Origin of the sequence: Pseudoalteromonas luteoviolacea H33-S, assembly GCF_001625695.1 — a bacterium.
Taxonomy (GTDB): Bacteria; Pseudomonadota; Gammaproteobacteria; order Enterobacterales; family Alteromonadaceae; genus Pseudoalteromonas; species Pseudoalteromonas luteoviolacea_B.
In genome coordinates, this window is sequence record NZ_AUXY01000122.1 from 93,370 (window position 1) to 113,914 (window position 20,545).

The 20,545-nt window shown below is 39.3% G+C and carries 15 protein-coding genes; 5 read left to right on the forward strand and 10 right to left on the reverse strand.

The window, feature by feature from the left end; translation table 11 throughout:
- Positions 1-90 precede the first annotated feature (90 nt).
- Positions 91-1,734 carry an amidohydrolase gene (locus N477_RS22840; protein WP_063361460.1) on the forward strand — a complete coding sequence of 548 codons (1,644 nt, stop codon included), beginning with the start codon at positions 91-93 and terminating at the stop codon, positions 1,732-1,734.
- On the opposite strand, the gene N477_RS22845 is transcribed toward N477_RS22840, so the two are convergent.
- Positions 1,731-1,949, reverse strand: a complete 219-nt coding sequence (locus N477_RS22845; RefSeq protein ID WP_063361459.1) for a YgjV family protein — start codon at positions 1,947-1,949, stop codon at positions 1,731-1,733. The two genes, N477_RS22840 and N477_RS22845, sit on opposite strands and share 4 nt — an antisense overlap.
- A 316-nt stretch (positions 1,950-2,265) precedes the next feature.
- Between N477_RS22845 and N477_RS22850 the strand changes: the two genes are divergently transcribed.
- The 3 genes from N477_RS22850 to N477_RS25825 all read left to right on the forward strand — a co-directional run bounded on the left by N477_RS22850 (position 2,266) and on the right by N477_RS25825 (position 5,997).
- Positions 2,266-2,922: a Crp/Fnr family transcriptional regulator gene (locus N477_RS22850; RefSeq protein ID WP_063361458.1), complete on the forward strand. Its 657-nt coding sequence runs from the start codon at positions 2,266-2,268 to the stop codon at positions 2,920-2,922.
- A 236-nt stretch (positions 2,923-3,158) separates the two neighbouring features.
- The gene (locus N477_RS22855; RefSeq protein WP_063361457.1) at positions 3,159-5,081 is read left to right on the forward strand and encodes a hypothetical protein; all 1,923 of its coding nucleotides are present in this window, start codon (positions 3,159-3,161) and stop codon (positions 5,079-5,081) included.
- Between the two features lie 694 nt (positions 5,082-5,775).
- Positions 5,776-5,997, forward strand: coding sequence for an integrase core domain-containing protein (locus N477_RS25825; protein ID WP_081216414.1), 222 nt, complete (start codon positions 5,776-5,778; stop codon positions 5,995-5,997).
- Between the two features lie 232 nt (positions 5,998-6,229).
- Here the strand turns inward: N477_RS25825 and N477_RS22865 are convergent, their stop codons facing one another.
- The 4 genes from N477_RS22865 to N477_RS22880 form a co-directional block, all read right to left on the reverse strand.
- Entirely contained in the window at positions 6,230-8,371 is a 2,142-nt protein-coding gene (locus N477_RS22865) for a YjbH domain-containing protein (protein WP_063361456.1), read from the reverse strand.
- Between the two features lie 177 nt (positions 8,372-8,548).
- Positions 8,549-10,498 carry a polysaccharide biosynthesis protein gene (locus N477_RS22870; RefSeq protein ID WP_063361455.1) on the reverse strand — a complete coding sequence of 650 codons (1,950 nt, stop codon included), beginning with the start codon at positions 10,496-10,498 and terminating at the stop codon, positions 8,549-8,551.
- A 451-nt stretch (positions 10,499-10,949) separates the two neighbouring features.
- Complete coding sequence (locus tag N477_RS22875; protein WP_063361454.1) at positions 10,950-12,113, reverse strand: nucleotide sugar dehydrogenase; 1,164 nt, start codon at positions 12,111-12,113, stop codon at positions 10,950-10,952.
- Between the two features lie 500 nt (positions 12,114-12,613).
- Positions 12,614-14,572, reverse strand: coding sequence for a polysaccharide biosynthesis protein (locus tag N477_RS22880; protein ID WP_063361453.1), 1,959 nt, complete (start codon positions 14,570-14,572; stop codon positions 12,614-12,616).
- A gap of 557 nt (positions 14,573-15,129) precedes the next feature.
- Between N477_RS22880 and N477_RS22885 the strand changes: the two genes are divergently transcribed.
- Positions 15,130-15,324, forward strand: coding sequence for an integrase core domain-containing protein (locus N477_RS22885; RefSeq protein ID WP_063361452.1), 195 nt, complete (start codon positions 15,130-15,132; stop codon positions 15,322-15,324).
- Between the two features lie 53 nt (positions 15,325-15,377).
- On the opposite strand, the gene N477_RS22890 is transcribed toward N477_RS22885, so the two are convergent.
- The 5 genes from N477_RS22890 to N477_RS22910 form a co-directional block, all read right to left on the reverse strand.
- Complete coding sequence (locus tag N477_RS22890) at positions 15,378-16,556, reverse strand: DegT/DnrJ/EryC1/StrS family aminotransferase (RefSeq protein ID WP_063361451.1); 1,179 nt, start codon at positions 16,554-16,556, stop codon at positions 15,378-15,380.
- 38 nt (positions 16,557-16,594) lie between these two features.
- A complete protein-coding gene (locus tag N477_RS22895) occupies positions 16,595-17,233 on the reverse strand; it encodes an acetyltransferase (protein ID WP_063361450.1) in 639 nt (212 codons plus the stop codon).
- On the reverse strand, positions 17,226-17,825 hold the full coding sequence (locus N477_RS22900; protein ID WP_155732007.1) for a sugar transferase: 600 nt from the start codon (positions 17,823-17,825) through the stop codon (positions 17,226-17,228). The genes N477_RS22895 and N477_RS22900 overlap by 8 nt, the downstream gene beginning before the upstream one ends.
- Positions 17,818-19,044, reverse strand: coding sequence for a glycosyltransferase family 4 protein (locus N477_RS22905; RefSeq protein ID WP_063361449.1), 1,227 nt, complete (start codon positions 19,042-19,044; stop codon positions 17,818-17,820). Before N477_RS22905 ends, N477_RS22900 begins: the two co-directional genes overlap by 8 nt.
- A 79-nt stretch (positions 19,045-19,123) precedes the next feature.
- The gene (locus tag N477_RS22910) at positions 19,124-20,542 is read right to left on the reverse strand and encodes a phosphomannomutase (protein ID WP_063361448.1); all 1,419 of its coding nucleotides are present in this window, start codon (positions 20,540-20,542) and stop codon (positions 19,124-19,126) included.
- Positions 20,543-20,545: the final 3 nt, after the last annotated feature.

Here is a 20,545-nt window from a genome sequence, read left to right on the forward strand (position 1 = left end):
CACTCTAAAAAATTAATTTTTTGTACTTGATATCAAATAAAAAATATTTAATTTATAGAGCTTATAAAATATAACAACAAAGGCATTGCTGTGAAAAAACTACTCTTACTTTGCTTATGTCTAGTAAGCCACTGGAGTCACGCACAATTTACCGTGATACACAATGTGAATGGCTATACCCCCAACCGCGCTGGTGAAATTACTCAATTTAGTACGCTCGTCATCAAAGACGGTAAAGTCGTAAAGACAGGCGATAAGGACACCATCAAGCAATATCCCCAATCTACAACCATAGATGGTAACGGCTTAACCATGCTACCTGGGCTCATAGATGCACATGGGCATGTCATTGGTCTAGGTGACAATTTATCTCGGCTGAATCTTCGCAGCACGAAGTCGATCTCTGAAGTTGGAGAGCTGCTTAAACGCTATGCCAAAAACAATCCTTCAGGATGGATAATTGGCCGAGGTTGGGATCAAACTAAATGGACACCAAGCACTTTTCCAACAGCAGCAGACTTAGATAAATATGTTGCAGATCGCCCCGTCGTATTAACCCGGGTAGACGGACATGCGATTTGGGTAAACTCTCAAGCAATGCAACTGGCAAATATCAGCCAACACACGCAGTCTCCTGAAGGTGGCGAGATCCTTCGTTTAACCAATCAGCAGCCTAGTGGTGTGTTTATCGATAAAGCAGAACAGCTTATCCTACAAAAAATACCTAAACGCTCAAACGCTCAACTCAACAAAGCATTAGACAAAGCATCCGCGCACTTACTGAGTTTAGGGATCACATCAGTACATGATGCAGGTATTGATAAGGCAACCTGGCAACTATATAAAACCAGATCGCAGCAACACACTATGCCTCTTAGGATTTATGCCATGCTCAGCGCGGCTGACCCTCATCTAGAAGAGATGCTAAAAGTAGGTATAGTCAAAGAGCAAACTGATTATCTAACCATACGCAGTGTTAAAATCTATGCGGATGGCGCGCTTGGTAGCCGTGGCGCAGCCCTGTTAAAAGATTATAAAGACCGACCTGGACATAAGGGTTTAATGCTTGAGCAACAGCCAGCACTGGAATCCTTGATACGATTAAGCGTAAAACATGGCTTTAGTGCGCATACCCATGCCATTGGAGATCGTGCAAATCGCATTGTCTTAGACAGCTATCAAAATGTCTTTAAAAATACTGGCGGTAAATTACTCAGAAATCGTATCGAACACGCACAAATCGTTGATGTTGCAGATATCGCACGTTTTAAACAGTTAAAAATCATCCCCTCAATGCAACCTGTGCATGCGACCTCAGATATGCATATGGCACAAAAGCGCCTAAGAGAATCTCAACTTGAAGGCGCTTATGCATGGCAAACTTTCCTTAAGCAAGGGATTAAAGTTGCGGCCGGATCTGATTTTCCCGTCGAACTTGCGAATCCATTTGACGGTCTTTACGCTGCTGTAACACGAATGGATAAGTCTCAGCATCCACAAGAAGGCTGGCGAAAAGAGGAGCGTCTAAGCAAGCAGCAAGCGCTACAAGCATTCACCTTAGATGCAGCTTATGCTGCATTTCAAGAATTTAAAATAGGAAGCTTAGAGCACGGAAAGTGGGCTGACTTTATTTTAATTGATCGTGATTACTTTGAGATCGACAGTAATCAGTTATACAACATTCAAGTTGAACAGACATGGATCGCGGGAAAACTAAAGTATAAACGAAATTAATCTTTTGATTTACCGAGTTTAAACAGATGATAAATATTGACCAATGCGAGTAATCCGTTGGTCAAAACAACAGGCCACGCACTGATCATGGTGCCGTAAATGGTAAAGCAAATACAGCCAGCTAAATTAAACCAGCGTAGCTTGGTGACGTTAGTCATCATCAGAGACACAACCAAAAAGACAGAAGCCAGGTAGCCTAAATATTCCCAAGTCATTTGTTCTCTCCTCTCAGTTAGGTTAGCATTGTCGGTTAAAACGATATTCAAGTCATTTTAAGGATAATTACAGGCCTCATTTAAGTAAGCCTAAACTGCATATGTGTACGTTAGTTTTCTACACAACTACTAGATAAATCAGTAGATTTATGAATAGTTTAGCCCACACTCATACTGCAGAGTAATTAATTCACTTAGTTAAGGATAAGCGAGAATAAAGTCTTAAAAGAAGTCACGTGTATAGCTTGGAATAACTCAGTTCATGCTATCTTTATACTAATTTAATAAATAGGACAATTGTCCGAGAGCTAACCAGATGTTCCAATATCACTTTTCAACCACTTTGGTCGAGCAACTACTCAGTTTTGCGGGTAATAGTTTTCAGCATAGAAAAAAAGAAATCTTAATCCACCAAGATGAACCGCTTAGTAAATTGATCTTGGTCAGAAGTGGTACTGTTTCTTTCAGTTACGATGTCGGTAATGGAAGACGCTTACTTCTTGGACAGTTAGACTGTAACAACACTTTGATCGGCGAAATAGAAGCGCTTAATAATCAACCTTGCATATATACTGTAACCTGTTTAAGTGATGTGCAATATAATTTGATCGAGCTAAAGCACTGGCGACAGCTTCTATTAGAGCAACCAGAGCTAAGTTTATATACCGCTCAAACTATTGCCGCTAAATTTACCGAGAACCAAAAAATAAATCTTGATAAATTGCTACTGCCTCTGAGCTACAATATCGCCAAAGATTGCTTGTTAAGAGCAGAGGATAAGCACTCTACATTACTCCGTGCCTATTCAACTGTCAGTGCCGAAGCGGAAAGGTTTGCGACAACCGAACGAGCATACCGACGCGTTGTTAGTGAGCTAGTTCAAAAAGGCTTAATAGAAAGAACAAATGCAGGCTTGAAGCCCATTGACTTAAACGCACTTAACGATTTTGTAGACAGTTTTTCGCAGCTCTAAATTTTGATATATTATAATTTCATTAACATTATGAAGTTCAGATCCCAATTCTAGATCAGTGTGTTATTATTAAACGTGAATTTTTGGATAAAGTTAGGCCTGTTCACTTGACGAACATTTAATGTACGCTTATTCTCTAATTCACTAATTTGCATGCAGGGCAAGGCTTTCTTACATCTGCACTTAATTGGTCAAAAATCTCAGTTTACTTGTATTTAAAGGAAAAGGTAAAAATCATGGGAAATAAAAATTTGAAGCTAACTAAACTTGCCCTTGCATTGGGTTTAACAGTTGGTTTAACAGGTTGTTTCAGCGATAACGATAACGATGTTACAATCACTCCGCCAGACCCAGGCGGAGAGCAAACGGTTGTTGTTCCTCCAACTGCAGTTGAATTAGCTGACGGTGGTTTCGTTATTACTGTAACAGACTCACTTGGCGCTCCATTACCAGACGGCACATCAGTTGAAGTCATCTTCAACTCTTCAGTAGATGGGTTACAAACAGCTTCAGGTACTGCTATTGCTGTTACAAACACTGCCAATGACCCATACAACACGAATACTACTGGCTCATTCTCATACACTGTTGATGGAATTGCAGCAGACACTACAAAGACTTTTTCATTTACAGTTCAATCAGCTGATTTCCTATCAAATACAGCTGAAGTTAGCATCGGCTCTGGTGAAACTCTAACAGAAGTCGTTCGACTAACTGCCCGTAACTTCACAAGTACTGATATCCCAGTTGTCGCAGAAACAAAAGCGCTTGCTGAGTTAAATGCTGATGTTACTGTTGAATATAGCGCAACTGGTGGTCTTGACCTTGGCGATGCAACTGAAATCACACTTCCAGTGAATGTAGGTTCAGAGCAGGCAGAAAAAGCGGTAGGTGGCGCAGAAGTAATTCTTCCAAATGGTACTGAGTTCGTTCAAGCAAACGGTGAACCTCTACAATCTGCACCAGCACTAACCGTGGCATACTTCGCAAACGAAGCAACTGCAGTTGAAGGTGGAGCTGATAGTGCTGCAACTGACCAAACATCTTCATTAGATGCATTCCCAGGTGGTTTAAACCTAGCTGTTGCAGATGGTGGTGAGTCAGTTGAAGGTAACTTCACTACTGGTGGTTTTGTTGCTATCGAGCTAGTAAACGAACAAGGCGAAAAAGTAAAGTCTTTCGGTGAAGGCAAATCAATCAAAGTAGCTATGAAGGTTGATAAAACTACACGTACGCCATGTCCTACTATCCAACAAGACGGCGAAAGTATTGCTGATGCGGCAAACAGAGGCTTCACAGAAGCTGGTGTATGTAAAGAATCAGCTCTAGTAAACGAACCTGCACTAGTTCAAGTTGGTCAAATTTTCCCAGTATGGAGCTACGAAGAATCAAATGGTCAGTGGTCATTTGAAAGCTTCGGTGTAGTTGCTGATGACGGCAATGCAGACAGCACAACGTACAACGTAGAAGTAGAGGTAGACCACTTATCATACTGGAACCTTGATTTCTTCGCACAGCGTGGTTGTAATATTTCTTCGTTCAACATTGTTGATAGTGATGGTGAACCTAGCACACGCTTTACATCAGTTCAGCTATTAACAAACAGCTACAGATTTGATGCACAGCCTTGGAACCGTGCTGCACTAAACCGTGCAACATTCCGTAACCCTCCTCGTTTCGATGTAGAAGTACGTGTACTTGAAAACAATGTAAACGTACTTGATGGTGTTCAAGGTGATACAGGTCCTGCTGTCGATAACACAGCTGCGGTATACTCTGGTGCGCTTTGTGACTTAAATGGCCTAACATTACAACTTACACCAACTGAAAACGTTGAAGTTGTAACTAAGCCAGTATCTACATTTGCAGTATGTAGCAACAATGATGATGCAGACCAAGGTGCAGATCCAGTACTGAGCCCAACTACAGTTCAGTTATACCGTGGTGCAGTTTTAGCAAATAACTTGCAAGACAGCTACTATGGTAGTGAGTTCAACATTGAACTAGATTCAGGTGTAGAATATACATTCAGATTCTTCAATACCTTCACTAACACATGGGAAACGCAAGTAGAAACTGGTAGCACTGACGCGCTATCACTCAATATGCTTACCCAATGTGATACACAAACAGTTACAGGTGTAACTGGCGGTAACTAATTTTACTGAGTAAACTGAAACGTAAAGCCGCGATAGATCGCGGCTTTTTTAATTAATTTAATAAAAATAAAAACCTAAAATTCCACCATAAATTTATACAAAAGCCTAATAAAGTGAAATTCATATTAGCCACACCACTTATATCTAAAATAAGGTAAGATTTTAAATACCTCTTGGTGGGAGCCCTACCTAAAACACTCAATGCTTGAGGAAATCATCTCAAAAAAGCTGTTAAAGCAAGTAAACGCAAAGCTTGGTTAGACTACTTAGGTGTGAGATTTGAGGCCAGTGTAGCATTTACATGTGATGTAGCTGGTTTGAGTCGCCGTATTTACTAATAGATGTAAGCGACCTGTCCAATGATGATGTGATTAATTCTTTGCAGACGCTTGTTGAACGGCATCCTAGGAGAGGCGTGCCAAAGCTAGTTAAACGACTTAGGCATCAAGGCAAAGTATGGAATAAAGAAGCGCGTTGAGCGAGTGTATAACATGCTCCAACTAAACCTTAGCCGTTAAGCACACAGAGCAATTATCACCTCTAAGCATTAGCGGTTGAGGTCGATACAAGCCTCTGCGCTGAGCAAGTACACCTAAAGCAGGAACGACTTCGTACACGACGTGAAAAACCAAAGCAAATTCGAGTGGATAATGGTCCTGAATTCACATCAAGTATGAAAGTTAGCTGCTGAAAAATGTTTAAAATTGAGTTTATTAAACCAGGTAGTCCATATCAGAACGGTTTTGTTGAGCAATTCAATCGAAGCTACCGAGAAGAGGCATTGGATTTATATCTGTTTGAGTCACATCAGCAAGTTCGTGAAATCACAGATGAATGTCCAGATATTTATAATTATGAACAACCTCACGATGCACTAGAAAATCAAACTCCAATGAACTATCTTGAGACAGCATGATTCTACTAATGAACTGTACTAAAGCTGAGTAGTTACAAATAGTTAGGTATTTATAAGTATGAACAGCCTCACGGTGCACTAATAAATTAAACTCCAGTGAGCTTCTTGAGTTACTAATGAACTGTACTAAAGCTGGGGTAGTTACAGTTGCATAATGACTATAATACGAGGCTAGATTTATCATGCCTGTTTCGATACCGAAGTTTATCGAAACAGGCATGAAGAAGGGCAATTACTTATAGGTTAAGTAAGCTTCACGCAACCTTGATAAGTTATTATTAATATAATGAACGGAGCTTCGACCTCTATTAAAGAATGTTTTGTTTAAACTAACAGGTACTCTAGGCTGATATGCTTGTTGATATACTAGGTGATTAGCCGACTCTCCAATACGCGTTCCGATCTGATGTCGCCATCCGCTACTCCCTTTAACTTGTCCGTACTGAGTTACATTCATGCTTTTACGTTTAGACAATGGAATGTTAAGAGCTATACCCGCTACTTTTGCATTAGTATCCTCACCAAATAATGCGACATAGCTATCACCAAACCAGAACCTCGTTTCCACTTTAACACCACTGTCTTTTCGCCAGAACTTCCCGCCGGTTACATGAAAGCTAACATCCTTTTCACTCCAATAATATTGATAATCTATCGTATGGTAATCCCTATCTGCGTCGTGATCTTGATATTCAAAATAGCCGTAAGTGTTTGTAAACTTATGACTTCCATCTGCACTTACCCATGCTGTTTCATTAATAATGCCATTATAATTATGAAACTCTCTAAAGAAACCGATTTTAGTTTGATTATAGAGTCCCCACGGAAGTTGATACGTCTGATAGAAGAAAGCACTTCTTACACCATTATCTTCTGATAAATCATCAAAAATCCGCTTTTCTTTAAAGTCATCACTCTCAGATACAAGCGTTTGTGCTGAAAGGTTAAATCCTGCACCTTTCCAAAGGGGTAAATTAACATCAGCTTTTAGCGCTAAAGAATAGTCCAACACCCCAAACTCTGTAGCATGCGTAGAATTAACTTCTGGACTAATTGTCACTCTAGGCTTAAACCATCGCTGATTGGCATTTTCTAGGCCAACCCAAGAAATTCCTGCAACATTACGCATCGCCCCCATTTTAATATGGATATCAGGCTCAACATTATCACTCAAAAAGCGTTCGTAATTCGCCACATCACCTGATAGTGCAACCATAGGGATGCTATGGTTTTGCAATTCAAGCACAAACTTCGCAGATGTGCCTGAGAATATTTCAGTAATACGTCCAACCGCTAGCCCTAATGCATCAACTTCATTATGATTAAAAGTTGCATTTTCAAGTGTTACAATGATTATTGGGTGTGCAGTAAAGCCAACTCTTACAGACTCAAATCCGTCATCAATGAGCCTATTTCTTAGCTCACGAGCCAAATTGTTTAGCTCTTTTTTCTGCAGTATATGCTCATTACTCTTCTCGCTATCCGTATGAGATGAGCTCTTTATATCGAATCTCTCAGTTTCTAAAGAGTCTAATTGTCTATGCTCTATTCTTGCCGTGTTTTGTGAGCTCAAAGGTGTGAGTAAACTCGGTTGTGGCGCAGCCTCGACATGCGATTTAGACGTTCGGGCCAACTTAGAGAATGGCGCTTTGAAGTTTACTCCCCAGTAAATATCATCTTCATCAAAATCTGTGCTAGAGTAAAACCTACTCGTCAAAGATAACTCACCTAAGTCGAAAAGCCACTCTTTAGGTATAACAACTCTCGCAGCACTATTAATAGCCTCAGCGTCATACTCTACTTGAAATGCAAACCAGTCCACAGGCATCCACTCTATACCACCAAACGGGCCGTTCATCATACCCGTTTGATGTTCACTTTGAGAAGCACCCAGTGAAAACCGAAAATTACGCCATTCTTTTGAAGCAACTATAAAATGCGTCTCATATTTATTAGCTGCACCACCTATATCTTTTGAGCCAATACTTAAGCTAAACCATTCTTCAGGAATAATTGGCAATTGATACTTTGCGTTAAAAGATAAATCCCTTATTTGATTATCACCATCAACAGAAGTAAAGAAGATATTATCATGCATAGTACTAGATGTTATCTGGCCACTTACTTCCAGCCCTTCAAATATGCCAGCTGAAAAAATAAAATTATGACCATCAACGTAACTATGAGTATAGTTGTCGAGCATATTATTATAACCAATATCCCATAACCCTGACTCTAGAACTTCAGCATTTGTTGTATTGATTAGCCCCGTGAACCCAGTAAAGGAGCGATATGTATCAAGTTCATCGTTAGAAAAGCTAGATGTGGAAGCAATGGTCAAACCAAACATTAAAGGAGGAAAAAATTTAGACATTTTCTAGGATCCGATAGATTATTATTGTTTATCATTCAACGAAAGTAAGTGAGTACACACAGCCCTATAAGCTCCTATAGGACGAACCAAAGCTTAACATAATTAGATTAAAATAAATGTAACTCTTAATTATCCCCTGGGCCGATCAGAAACTTTCCTTGTTACTTAAAGGGATCTTTATTTAAAACTGACAATTTTATCGTCGTTGAAAATCGTTACTTCTTTCTTCGCATTCCAAACCAAATCACATATTCCATCTGTTGGGTTAAATCCAGTTGGTGCCTCCAAAAGCAGCTGACGTATTTTTTCATGCTCAAAATTATGACACGCTAAATCCAAGGAGTCTAAGAAGACGATAAGTTCGTGTAGCGGTAGCATAGACTCTTTTGCAGTCATTATTCGAGGGTGACTTGTTTGGTCTACATTATCTCCAATAAGTAACTCTTCGTATAGTTTCTCTCCGGGACGAAGACCTGTGCACTGAATTTGTATATCTCCATGAGGGTTTGCATCGCTTTTTATTTCTAACCCTGATAAATGAATCATTTTGGTTGCCAGATCTATAATCTTTATGGACTCCCCCATGTCAAGCACAAATACATCTCCACCTTTACCCATCGCTCCCGCTTGTATTACTAGCTGTGCAGCTTCAGGAATTGTCATGAAGAAGCGCGTGATCTCTGGATGAGTAAGAGTAATAGGCCCCCCCTCTTTAATCTGTCTGCGAAACAATGGCACCACAGAACCAGATGAGCCCAGCACATTGCCAAACCTTACCATACAAAAGCGAGTTTTATGCTTACCGTTATCTTTATCTTGAGCTAACCCTTGCAAGCAAAGTTCAGCCATTCGCTTAGTTGTTCCCATCACATTAGTTGGTCTTACCGCCTTATCAGTGCTCACAAGTACAAAAGTTTCTACTTTTGCGTTAATGGCAGCTTTAGCTGAATAATAAGTGCCAAAAACATTATTACGAACACCTTCAACAACATTATGTTCAACAAGTGGAACATGTTTGTATGCTGCAGCGTGATAAACGGTTTGAACACCAAATGCCATCATGCACGTTTCAAGCCTATTTATATGCTGAACAGAACCAATAATTGGGATCAATTCAATCCCCAAACCTTTAGACTGGATTATTTCACTCAGTTCTTTTTCAATTGAATAAAGCGCAAACTCAGTTAGTTCAAACAGGACAAGTTTTTTTGGCGCTTGTTTGATAATTTGGCGGCATAGTTCAGATCCAATAGAGCCACCAGCTCCCGTAACCATGACAGACTTACCCTTGATATTTGCATCTAATAGCTCTTGTCTAGGGGTTACAGGATCACGGCCCAGCAAATCTTCAATTTCAACATCTTTTATTTCGTCTAAAGTCGCTCGACCTTCAACAACATCAGCCATGCCAGGTATTGTCATCACTTCAACTGGTAAATTTTCCAACTGAGATAGGATCTCTTTACGACGAGCTCGGCTTTCACTCGGCATTGCCAGTAATATTTTCCGAACCTTCTTGCGTTCGATTAGACTCAATAAGTTACTGAAAGCAACAACAGGGATGCCTTGCAAAATAGCGTCTTGCTTTGATGTATCATCGTCGATAAATACACTTACATAATATTCATCACCTGCGGCGATAGCTGGTGCTAATTGTCTCCCTGCCGAACCTGCACCGTATATTGCAACAGGCACTTTATTAATTGTAGCAAGGCGCCCTACCATAGCTCTTACCATGATTCGAGAGCCACCTACAGAAAGTATCAACAACCATGCATAAATAACTGGCATAGTTCTAGGGATCGTAACGTGAGTAAAGAAAGAAGCCAATACAAGGACAATTGTACTAACAATCGTGCCCACCACAATTGCTCCAACAGCATGTGCACCAACATACCTTAAAACGGCTCGATACAATCCTAAATTTACGAAAGCAAACAAACTCACAGGTAATATCAGCGCCAACAAGAACCAATTTTTGACATCAAAAAATGGTGATAGGCTGTCGAGCCTGACAATCAGTGCCAGCCAAAATGCACTAAAAATAAAAATAGAGTCTATTAATAGAGTATATATACGTTTCGTAGAGCGAGACGCATTTAATAATGAACGGAAAAAACTATCCACTGTAAATCCTTGAGCTAAAGTTCACTTTCACAATTGAATGACTTTTAATTAGGGTATAAATATACACAAGCTTGTAACAGATGTCATATTTGAATCAAAAATCCAATCATAATACCCATAAAGTCATCAATAACACTAGCGTTTTAGTGCAATATGAGGCACAAAGTTAACGTCAATGTGCCTAATACTCAACTAAGTCGGCGCTATTATTAGATTTATGCTTTGGAAAAGACTTCAGAGGTTACTAATAAGGTTTTGTCCACATAGCCTCCATAGCTTACATTAAGGTGACATTAGAGATGTCTCGCCATTCTCCAAGCGCTTCCTGAGGTGTCACATAATGCATAAGGTTCAAGCAAACTTGCAGGCACGTCAGCGACAACAACAAACATACAAAAAAAGCGCTGGATAAACCAACGCTTTTTAATGTTAATATTGCTCACAGCTGCAATTAATCGCTACCGAATAAATCTCGGGTATAAACTTTTTCTACAACATCAGATAATTCTTCATGCATGCGGTTAGAAATGATCACATCGGTACATTTAAGCTCTTCTAATGACTTAACCACTTTTGAGTTGAAGAAAGAGTCACCGTCAAAAGAAGGCTCATAAACGATTACTTCAATACCCTTCGCCTTAATACGCTTCATGATGCCTTGAATTGCAGATGCTCTAAAATTATCAGACCCAGATTTCATCACAAGCCTATAAATACCAACCACTTTTGGTGATCTTTTCATAATTGAATCCGCTATGAAGTCTTTGCGTGTAGTATTAGCGTCAACAATGGCTCTGATCATATTATTTGGCACATATTTATAGTTTGCCAACAACTGCTTCGTATCTTTTGGTAAACAATAGCCACCATAACCGAAAGACGGATTGTTGTAATGACTACCAATACGAGGGTCTAACCCTACCCCCTGAATAATTTGCCTCGAGTCAAGACCATGAGCTTCAGCATAACTATCTAGCTCATTAAAATACGCCACACGCATAGCAAGGTAGGTATTTGAAAACAGTTTGATTGCCTCTGCTTCTGTAGAGTCGGTGAATAACACTTCTACCTCTTCTTTCCTCGCACCTTGTTTTAGTAAGTTAGCGAAAATTTCGGCTCTCTCACTTTGCTCTCCAACAATAATTCTTGACGGGTGGAGGTTATCGTATAGCGCCTTACCTTCCCTTAAAAACTCAGGTGAAAAAATAACGTTATCAACACCAAATTTCTCATTCACAGACTTTGTGTAACCTACTGGAACCGTTGATTTAATTACCATAGTTGCACTTGGGTTTATTTTTAATACATCTGCGATCACTGATTCAACACTACTTGTATTGAAGTAATTTGTTTCTGGGTCATAGTCAGTGGGTGTTGCAATCACTACAAAATCAGCGCCTTGCAAAGCAGATTCTTTATTCGTTGTAGCTGTAAAATTCACAGGCTCATTAGATAAAAAATGAGAAATTTCAGCATCAATAATTGGTGATTTTTTATCTTTTAATAGCTGGACTTTATTTTCGTCAATATCTAAAGCAACTACCTTGTTATGTTGAGCAAGCAATAAAGCATTCGAAAGACCAACGTAACCTGTACCAACTATTGTAATTTTCATTAAAGTTCCATATTTAAAGTTTAAAAAGCGAAATAATATTACAGCATAAGGCGAGGACTTCAAACCGCCTATCGATACTTTAACACATGAAAAGTCTCATATTATATGATAATTAATTTGCTAGTAATAACCTTTAAATTTGCCGCTATGAATGACAACCTGCGAAACACTGAACCAAATCATTTGTAAGTCATGCTTTAGCACAACAAACTAACTAAACCCGTCGCCATAAATGATGACCTACAATCGCAACCCTTATATAAATTTTGAGTATTAACTTCTGCTAGAGAATAGTCAGCTATGTCTAGAAATCTCCGCTTCTCTTTCTCCCTGATCGGACTATACCTCAGTAAGGGTGATAAACAAAAGCGAGTAAACTGCACTAAAACCATAATCCTTTAGAGCTAATTTAGCTGTATAAATATCGGCAGCTTCCATTCTCCTAAATGCTCAAAATTCAAAACCAACTCCTTAGGTTACTGTCAGCTTATAGCTTACGCTCATTTAAAACTAACAACCTTTCTATCATCAACATTTTCTGCTCCTATTGTTGTAGCTTTCGCATTCCATACCAAATCACAAATACCATCTGTGGGGTTAAAGCCTGTCGGTGCATCTAACAATAGCTGACGAATTTCCTCATGTTCAAAGTTATGACAAGCAATATCAAGTGCTTCTAAAAATACATTTAGCTCAGCAAGGGGAAGCATAACCTCTTTAGCCGTCATGATTCGTTCATGTGTTGTATTTTCAACGTTGTCTCCAATGAGTAACTCTTCATAAAGCTTTTCACCAGGGCGTAAACCCGTGCATTTAATCTCGATATCGCCATGGGGATTGGACTCGGTTTTAACCTCAAGACCCGATAAATGAACCATCTTAGTAGCTAAATCTTTAATCTTTACTGATTCACCCATATCGAGCACAAATACATCACCGCCTTTACCCATAGCACCCGCTTGAATAACAAGCTGAGCTGCTTCCGGGATTGTCATAAAGAAACGTGTAATATCAGGATGAGTAAGTGTTATTGGACCCCCTTCTTTAATTTGTCGTCTAAATAATGGCACAACCGAACCAGATGAACCCAGAACATTCCCAAAACGTACCATACAGAAACGAGTTTTATGCACCCCCTTGTCCTTGTTCTGAGCCAAACCCTGCAAACAAAGCTCTGCCATACGTTTTGATGTCCCCATCACGTTTGTTGGACGCACTGCTTTGTCTGTGCTTACTAAAACAAAGGTTTCAACCTTAGCGTTGATAGCAGCTTTTGCAGAATAATAAGTGCCAAAAACATTATTACGAACACCTTCTACAACATTATGCTCAACCAGAGGCACATGCTTGTATGCCGCAGCGTGATACACCGTTTGGACACCAAATGCAATCATGCAGGTTTCTAAACGATTAATATGTTGCACAGACCCCATAATAGGGATTAACTCGATGTCTAAACCTTGTGCTTTAATTGTTTCGTTCAATTCTTTTTCAATTGAATAAAGCGCAAATTCAGTTAACTCAAATAAAACAAGTTTAGTAGGTCCTTGTTTAATAATTTGACGGCATAACTCAGAGCCAATTGAGCCACCGGCACCAGTAACCATGACTGATTTGCTTTTAATATTAGCATTCAATAAATCTTGTTTAGGCGCAACGGGGTCTCGCCCTAATAAATCTTCAATGTCGACGTCTTTTATTTCATCTAGCGTAGCTCGACCTTCAACAATATCGACCATACCGGGAATGGTCATTACTTCTATTGGCAAGTTTTCTAGCTGTGCAAGGATTTCTTTGCGACGAGCCCGACTTTCACTCGGCATAGCTAGTAAAATTTTTTTTACTTTTTTTCGTTCTATTAAGCTAAAAATACCATTGAATGCAATGACAGGAATACCTTGTAAAATGGCTCCTTGCTTAGACTTATCATCGTCGATAAAAGCACTGACATAGTACTCTTCACCGGCGCCAATTGCTGGCGCTAACTGACGCCCTGCTGAACCGGCCCCATAAATCACCACAGGCGTTTTATTTACTGATGATAAACGCCCTACCATGGCACGAACCATAATACGAGAGCCACCTACAGAAAGTATTAAAAGCCAAGCGTAAATAATTGGCATAGTACGAGGTATCGATACTTGTGTGAAAAAAGAAGACAACACAAGTAAAACAGTGCTAATCGCTGTACCTATTAAAATTGCTCCAATTGCATGGGCACCGACGTACCTGAGAACAGCTCGGTACAGCCCCAGGTTAATAAATACAAATAAGCTTATCGGTAATACTAAAGAAAGAATCAGCCAGTTATTAAATTCCAAAAAAGGCGATACGCTATCTAGCCTTACTATTAATGCCAACCAAAAAGCACTAAAAATAAAAATTGAGTCGATTAATAGCGTAAAAAGACGCTTTTTCGAACGCGATGAATTAAGAAGAGACTGGAACCAACTATCCACTGTAAATCCTTGAACTGAAAAACTTCAATCAAATAGACTAATTATTTTGCTATAGACTACAAATATACACAAAAATCAACAACTGTCATTTCAGTTTTAGTATAACTCTCTCTGAAACCGAAACCATTCATGAGTAAAGTGCCTATCCACGTAAGAAGTAATTTTACGATACAAAAAAGTAAATTCACCGAAACACATATCATGGGCACGATCAAAGAAGCTAAATCTAGCATTCCTGTAATAGAAACATACCGTAAACATGGTGTTGGCCAAAGTACTTTTTACAATGTTACGTTCTAAATATGGTTCTACGTTGAACTTTTAAAAGAACTTGAAGGTAAAAATCACAAGCTAAAATATATATTTGTCACTCTAAGTTTAAAACACACTATGTACGAGGGAATCATCTCAAAAAAAGAGTTTAAAAAACAAGTAGAGGCAGGGCTTAGGTCGAGCACTTACCTGTGAGATTTGAGGCAGTATGGCATTTCTTGTGACGTAGCTGGCTTGAGTCCTAGCGTTTATTACTTAGATGCAGGCGAACGCCCGATGATGATGTGATTGATTCTTGCAGACGCCTTGTTGAGCGATTTAATCAGCGCTCTCGAAAAGAAGTATTGGATTTATATCTGTTTGAGTTACTTCAGCAGGTTCCTAACATTATTGGTGAATGGTTAGATATTTCTAATAATAGGCTGCCTCACAATGCTCGAGGAGAGTTAGCTCCGACGGGCTATCTTGAGGCAGCATAATTCTACTAGTGAAATATGTACTAAAGCTGATTGTGCTTTAGCACAGCCAGATACTAGATTTTCTGAGCCAAAGTAAAAACTTCATTAATTACTGAACAAGTTTTATTTATTTCAGCTTCTGTCAAAGTAGGATGAACCAAAAACATTAATGATGTTTCACCTAGCTCGACTGCATTTTTCAAACGTTCGTCTGGGCGCCATGGAGTATTGTCAAAAGCCTTTTCTAGATAAACCTCTGAACAGCTGCCTTGAAAACAAGGTACGCCACGTTCAACTATTTCATTAACGATTCTATCTCTATTCCATTCATCTGCTAACTGTTCAGGTTTAACAAACATATAATGCTTGTACTCTGCATGCTCAACATACTTTGGTACTTCCACCAAACGGACACAATTAAACTCACTCGCTGCTTTATCAAGATTAGTACCGTGAGCCTGACGCTTAGCAGTCCAATCACTCATACGAGTTAATTGAATCCGTCCTATTGCAGCTTGCATTTCCGTCATACGCCAGTTCGTGCCAAAGCTTTCGTGCAGCCATCTAAAACCTGGAGGATGAGCACGGTTATAAATCGCTTCAAAGCTCTTTCCGTGATCTTTATAGCTCCACATTTTTGACCATAACTCTTTAGAATTAGTAGTCACCATGCCACCTTCACCACCTGTGGTCATAATTTTGTCTTGGCAGAAACTCCAAGCCCCTACATGACCGATAGAACCGACAGGTTTCCCCTTATACTTAGCACCATGAGCCTGAGCACAGTCTTCAATAACATAAAATCCATGCTTTTCACTTAACGCCATAATATCATCCATTTCAGCAGGCATACCTGCTAAATGAACAACAATTACAGCCTTGGTTTTAGGTGTAAGTACTGCTTTAATAGACTCAGCAGTAATTGCTTGACTATTTAAGTCCACATCGGCAAAAACTGGTGCTGCACCAGCTGTTACTATGCTACTTGCTGATGCTAAAAATGTACGAGGAGTCGTTATCACTTCATCGCCATCACCCACACATAACGCTTTTAAAGCAATATCAAGCGCAAGCGTACCGTTTCCTAATGCAACTGCATACTCACTGCCAGCCCAAGCCGCAAATTCTTTTTCAAACTCACGACCTTCAGTACCAGTCCAATAATTTACTTTATTTGATAATACAACACGACTCACTGCATCAGCTTCTTGCTGAGTAAAACTAGGCCATGGAGAAAAAGGAGTATTTAACATTTATAAACTAAGTCCGTATTAATGTGAATAACTGTCGTTCAGTTGTCACTTTTAATTATAACCGCAGGTATTCCATAAGCGGTAACATTAGCTGGTAAGCTTTTCACCACAACACTACCTGCACCGATTAAGGTGTGTTCACCCACTGTTATCATCTGTTTAACTTGGCTACCTATACCAACCCAACAACATTCACCAATTTTAACAGCACCAGCAAGCGCAGTGTTAGGGCAAATGTGAGAAAAATCGCCCACCTTAGTGTCATGCTCTACAATTGACGCCGTATTTATTATGCAACCTTTACCTATTTCGGCAAAAGCATTAATAACTGCTCCAGCAAATACCACTGAGCCAACACTTATTTTTGCATACTGACTAACTACTGCTGATGGGTGAATTAATTTAGCAAAAGTAAACTGGCTCTGTTCAAGTATCAAAGACTTTTCTTTACGAATAGCATTGTTGCCTATCGCTACTATTACTTCAAACGTGTTAACGTCACACTCTAATAAGTCATCAAGGGTGCCGCTAATTGACCAATGTTCGATCCTTGTTTTTGAGGGATAAGCATCATCGTAAAAGCGAATTTTATAACCTAATTGCTCTGCCAAATCTGCTACAACTTTACCTTGACCACTGGCACCTAAAATTGCAAGCTGCTTGTTGGCATTAGTCATTGTTACTGCCTTTGAAAGGTTCGATAGTGACATGACCGTCAGCACTGATACCTTCTCGCACAAACACTTTCTTTAATGTTAAAAGTAGAATTTTGAAATCAAGTAGAAAGCTTTGGTTATCAACATACCAAACGTCTAATTTAAACTTTTCTTCCCAACTAATTGCATTACGACCATTAACTTGTGCCCACCCAGTTATACCTGGACGAACGTTATGCCTACGAGATTGCTCTTTGTTATAAAGAGGTAGGTACTGTACCAATAAAGGCCTTGGCCCAACCAAGCTCATATCACCTTTTAGAACATTAAATAAACCGGGTAACTCATCAAGGCTAGTTGATCGTAAAAATGCGCCAAATTTAGTCATTCGCTGTTCGTCTGGCAGCAAATTACCTTCTTTGTCCTTACCATCCAGCATGGTTCTAAACTTCATCATTTTAAAAATTTTACCGTTTAATCCTGGTCGCTCTTGAGTAAATAAAATTGGCGAACCAAGTTTAATACGGATAAGTAAAGCAACGAGAATAAAAACAGGCAAAACAGTTAATACCAACGATAGACTAACTATCACGTCAAAACTACGCTTAATCATTAATTGAATCCAATAGTGTTTTTTCTATTCGTGCAGCCATTATATCCCTTGAGAAATGTTCATACGAAAGAACCTTACAACTTTGAACCGCAGCAGCATAATTGCTTTCATCATTTAAGAAGCTAGAGATGCTTGCAGATGCCTTATTGAAATCATTTGCATCTATTACCAAGCCACAGCTGTGCTCATTAATAAACTCTTCTTGCCAACCACCGTAATTAATTGCGATGGGAGTTTGTGACGCTAAAGCATCAAATAACTTATTTGCCGAGTTATGCCACATCTCTTTTACTGGACCAAACAAAGATAAAGATAAATCTGCTGCAGATAACAAATCAACTATTTCAGTCTTTGGAACTGGTGGGAGTATATATAGGTTTTTATTTAAAACCCCTGCTTTTTCTGCATCAGCGATAACTTGAGACTTTTCCATCCCGTCGCCAATAGCTACAAAGCATAAATTAGGATCTAACGCCTGAGCAGCTTTAGCAAGCTTAACAATATAACCAACATTATTAATCAAGCCAAAAGTACCAGTGTAAGTGATCAACTTGCGGCCATTAACAAAGCTAAGTTTAGTATTTAGATAGTTAATACCTACTTTTTTATCCGTATCAAATAAAGCGGTATCACAGCTATTTGTCGCTAAAGTTACATACTCTGCTGGAATACCATGCTTTGTGATTCCCTCACACATGCCAGGTGACAAACCAACTAAACGTTTAGAGTTTTTATAAGTATATTTCTCCAACCATGTTGCTATTTTAATAATCCACTTATTGGTAATAACACCAGTTGCAACTGGCAGTTCAGGCCAAAGATCACGTACCTCAAATACCAGAGGAACTTTTTTAAATTTAGAATAAACTAAACCAGGAATCGCAATTGTTAGAGGTGTACTAGTAGCAAATACAACATCCGCTTTTAGTGAAAGTGATTTAAAAGTCGACCGTACAGAAAAGTTAATGAACTTCAAAATACGTTTAAAAAAGCCATCTTTATTTGAATATTTTAAGTGTAAAACATGTAAGCCAATACCTTCCACTTCAATAAAGTTCCACCCATCACTAAAATTATAATCATCAGGCAAATAAGCTGATGTTGTAACAAATGTTACTTTATGACCATTTTTAACTAACCTCCTGGCCATTTCATATGACCGAGTTCCAGCATTAGAGGCCGGAGTAGCAAAATATTGATGTAAATATAATATGTTCATTTGTAGCGTGACCTATCTATTGCTGCTCTCTTTCTATAAAGAATTACAATCTTTTATGTGCATATTTTGTAGCAACATATCAAAAGCGTTTAGTAAAAGTTTTTATAAATTCAAATACGCTTTTATTCAAATTACGCCCTATAGTAGAGTCTACAGCTTCCACGTAACACCTAAGTTCAGGGGCATTACCTGACGGCCTTAAGTGAACAATATCACCATTTTCCGCAGTCAATCTTAAGCCATCCGTTTTACATACTGATTTCACTTCACCTAACCCTAAATTCTTTAGAAGCGCATTGGGGTTTTCACTTAATTCAGCTATCAGCGCTTTGCTCTTTTCTGTCGCAAAGTCTTTCAGCCTATCGCTGACAGTAAAGCGTTGCGGTAAATCTGTAAGTAAGCTTGCTATACTATTACCCATTGTGGCCACAATCAGTGCTGGTAGTACAGCATCCCTTGTTGGCAACGCTTTAAGGGCTTTACCATTAAACTCAAAGTCACTTGCTAGTAAATAGCCTCCATTTGCTTCAAAGCCCGCTACTCGCGCATAGCTTTTATTCAACTCAGCAAAGGCTGCTATTACATAAGGCGAACCAATCTTTGTTCTGCTCACTGCTTTAAAGCTTTCTGATAACTCAATCGCTGTATTGCAACTAACAGGTGTTGCAAGCGCTTCTATTGAGAGAGCTTGGCTACAAAGCAAACCTAAAATATCCCCCCTCAACCACTCACCATCTTCACCTGCAACTAATGGTCTGTCACCATCACCGTCAGTTGAAAACAGCATATCTAAACGATATTCGCTCACCCACTCTTTGGCTCTTTGCTTATCTTCCTCAGATACAGCTTCGGTATCGATTGGGATAAATTCGTCACTGCGCCCTAGGCAAATAACTTCTGCGCCCAATTGCTCAAATAGTGATTTATAAATATCCCTACCTGCACTAGAGTGCTCATAAATGCCCACTTTTTTACCGGCGAGCGTTTCACTATCAAACAGATTTGTATATCGAGCGGTATAAACGTTTATTGCTTTATCACTTGTTGGCAAACTGATACCGGTTAGGTTCAATTCAGCAAAATCAAAATCAGCAGACAAAATGGCTTTCTCATCTTGCTTGGTGATTTCACCATCAGGACGGTAGAACTTTAAACCATTTCTATCAAATGGAATATGGCTACCTGTAACCATTATACAAGGCATATTGTCTTGCATCGCAGTATAAGCAAGTGCTGGTGTTGGTACCACGCCGTAATAAACAACCTCTATATTAAGTTGCTTCAAACCTGCTGCGCAGGCTTTGGCAATATCAAAGCTGCTCGGGCGATTATCAATAGCAATAGCCATCGTATTAAATGCGAATTCGTCTTTAATACTCTGAGCAAACGCGATTGAAAATGCCGCGCAAACTTCAGGTGTAAAATCGACGACTAGACCTCTAGCACCACTCGTACCAAATGCAATACCACTTGATTGAATCACTGATTTTGTATTCATGAC